The organism is Komagataeibacter melomenusus (assembly GCF_013155395.1).
GTDB classification, from domain to species: domain Bacteria; phylum Pseudomonadota; class Alphaproteobacteria; order Acetobacterales; family Acetobacteraceae; genus Komagataeibacter; species Komagataeibacter melomenusus.
Genome location: NZ_JABJWC010000093.1, coordinates 1 through 2,582, shown reverse-complemented (window position 1 = coordinate 2,582; position 2,582 = coordinate 1). Strand labels below are relative to the sequence as shown.

The 2,582-nt window shown below is 49.9% G+C and carries 3 protein-coding genes; 1 reads left to right on the top strand and 2 read right to left on the bottom strand.

Features of this window, described 5'->3' with window-relative positions; genetic code table 11:
- On the top strand, nucleotides 1-114 hold a 114-nt coding region (locus HNW77_RS17105; protein ID WP_146044241.1), incomplete at its 5' end, for a transposase.
- Here HNW77_RS17105 and HNW77_RS17100 read toward each other — a convergent pair.
- Nucleotides 111-821: a nitric oxide reductase gene (locus tag HNW77_RS17100; protein WP_372447729.1), complete on the bottom strand. Its 711-nt coding sequence runs from the start codon at nucleotides 819-821 to the stop codon at nucleotides 111-113. The genes HNW77_RS17105 and HNW77_RS17100 overlap by 4 nt on opposite strands.
- 184 nt (nucleotides 822-1,005) lie before the next feature.
- Nucleotides 1,006-2,322 carry a globin domain-containing protein gene (locus tag HNW77_RS17095; RefSeq protein WP_006117537.1) on the bottom strand — a complete coding sequence of 439 codons (1,317 nt, stop codon included), beginning with the start codon at nucleotides 2,320-2,322 and terminating at the stop codon, nucleotides 1,006-1,008.
- Between the last annotated feature and the right edge of the window lie 260 nt (nucleotides 2,323-2,582).

Below are 2,582 nucleotides of genomic sequence, written 5' to 3'. Positions count from 1 at the left end.
CTCTGGGCTCGCCTCAAGGAGTGGCGCGCTGTCGCAACCAGATATGAAAAAACAGCAACGTCGTTCCTCGCGGTCATCCACATCGCTGCCGCAGCAGACTGGATCAAGCCCTAACAGGCCCTAGTATCAGCATCATCAAGCCAGTATTCATAGATAAACAGAACGACACCAAATGCGAGAAAAACAAAGCCAAAACTCGCCCACGTCCATATAAATGTGGTCCCCGTTGGTGTATTCCCAACCAACGGTTCATACGGCCAGTTCTCCGTCCATGAATAGGTCTCGCCAGGGCGATGCGCCACAGTCGTCAAAGCTGAATACATGAGAAAATCGGCTGTTTTTAACGCAAGCGCTGGCGTGAGAGCCTGTGTCGCATTCCAGCCGGAAGAGCGGTCTGTCCTAAGAAACGACGCCGCTGTTTCATCACGTATTTTTACAAAAGCGTGGGATACGGCATCGGGTAACACAACCGTGTCTTGTGTCAGATCGATGCCACGAAGATCCTCACGCATATGGGTTGTCGCAACCGTCTGCTTTTCCGGAGACAGATGGGAAAAGGTCCTCTCTCCGACATCGTGTGCATAATTTTCCCGTGTTGAAAGCGCAATATTTTTTAGTAAGGATGCTGTGTAATCTTCTCCATAATACGAGCCCATACCATACAGACTGCCATAATCCATCAGGTCTGCTTTCTGGAACCCGCCTTTACCAGCGATAATGTCATCTGCAGTCATGATGACATCCCCGGACCGGGAAACAAATCTCTGAGGCTGAGGTGGAGCACCCTGATATGTCCTGAGTGTTGTCCAGAACAGCAGCATCGCGGTAGCAAACCCGACAACAAGTAAAACCCACTTCAGGACAGTGCTGACAGGATCCCTGTCAGGACGATTGACTAATGACGTCTTGGACATCCTGAACGGACTTTCTGGCTAAAACTTTAAGAAAACAGAAAAAAAGCGACCGGACGACCTCCTCCTTTCTGAGAAGGTCGTCTGACAGGTTTCAGATCACCAGAGCCGGATCAGATGCGGAGCCAAAAATCTCATAGCGGATCTGAGAGCCTGACAACTGCTCGTTACGCAAAGTTTCAATCATGTCGCGCATGAAAGAATCCGGGCCACAGATGTAATAGGTCGCTGCGTGATCAAGGTTTTTGCGCAGCCAATCTTGTGTAATATGACCTGAATGAACCGTAATACCCGCAGAAGAGACAGCTTCTGGTATTGTTCCCTTGCTACCTGTCAAATGACTGAGTGTTCTATGCAGCCATCCTGATGAAGCAACATTGGATTGCGCAACAGGCTGTCCTGGAAGGTTTCCCGCAGGAACATTGCCCTTTGCAAAAAAGAACTCAGCTGTCAGTTTTCCTGCAGTCGCCAGAGACGTCACAAAAGGCACAAACGCTGCCAGATCAACTGTGTCGGCTCCCAGAACATAATGTATTTTACGACCAGAATGTGTTGCGACAAGATCTTCAATCATAGAGATCAGCGGCGTGAGACCAACGCCTGCCGCCAGAAGAACGACCGGGGCATGACTGGCTTCATCCAGAAAAAAATCACCCGCTGGATTAGCGGCCTGAAGAATGTCACCGACCTGCACACTGTCGTGAAGCCACGTTGAGACTACCCCCTGATCATGACGCTTGACGGTAATACGGTAATGGTCGGCCCCAGGTGCTGAAGAAATACTGTAATTACGTCGTTGTGACCCGTGACCCGGAATATCAAGTTTGAAGCTCAGATATTGGCCGGCCTTATGATGAAAAAGCGGCTTTCCATCGACTGGAACCAGATCAAACGAAGTAATGAAAGGCGTTTCTTTGTGCCGTGCTCGGACCGTGAATTCACGCCACCCCTTCCAGCCTCCAGGAGCATGTTCGTGCTCGTCATAGATCTGTTTTTCTCGACCGATCAGGACATCTGCCAGAAACCAGTAAGCTTTACCCCATGCATCAATAATTTCCGGAGTCGCCGCATCGCCGAGAACGTGCTTGATAGCACCGATCAACGCGTCTGCAACGAAAGGATAATGCTCAGGCAAAATGTTCAGGCCAACATGCTTTTCGGCAATGCGCTCGACCATGCCGCCCAGCTTTCCAAGATCATTGATATGCTCGGCATACGCGAGAACAGCCAGCGCCAGTGCTTTGGGCTGCTCCAGATCCCGCTGATGGGAGAGATTAAAGAGATCTCGAATTTCGGGGTGCGACAGAAGACGCTTGTACATTTCTTCCGTAATCGCAAGACCGTGCGCTTTGAGAGCTGGAACTGTCGCAACAACGAGAGCGCGTGTTTTTTCGTCGAGTGGGGCGGACATTGTGATTCGATCCTTTAAGGTTCATAGTCCATACACCTTTTGTGTCAGACATCTTGGAAAATCTGTCAAGTAGATGCATGCTGTAGGTATGAAACTTAATTTGCAGACCGATTATGCGCTCCGTGCACTGATCTGGAGGGTTCGAAAAACCCTCTGGTATTGAGGTCTGCTCTGTGATTCCATTTTCCTTGCGTTGATTGGAGTATGGATCATGAAGCAGACGGGATTTTTTGACGTTGAAGAGCGGCTTGCCCGCTTGA

Coding starts and splice junctions, on each gene's coding strand:
- HNW77_RS17100 (WP_372447729.1), bottom strand. CDS start 821: ATGCTGCTGTTCTGGACAACACTCAGGACATATCAGGGTGCTCCACCT.
- HNW77_RS17095 (WP_006117537.1), bottom strand. CDS start 2,322: ATGTCCGCCCCACTCGACGAAAAAACACGCGCTCTCGTTGTTGCGACA.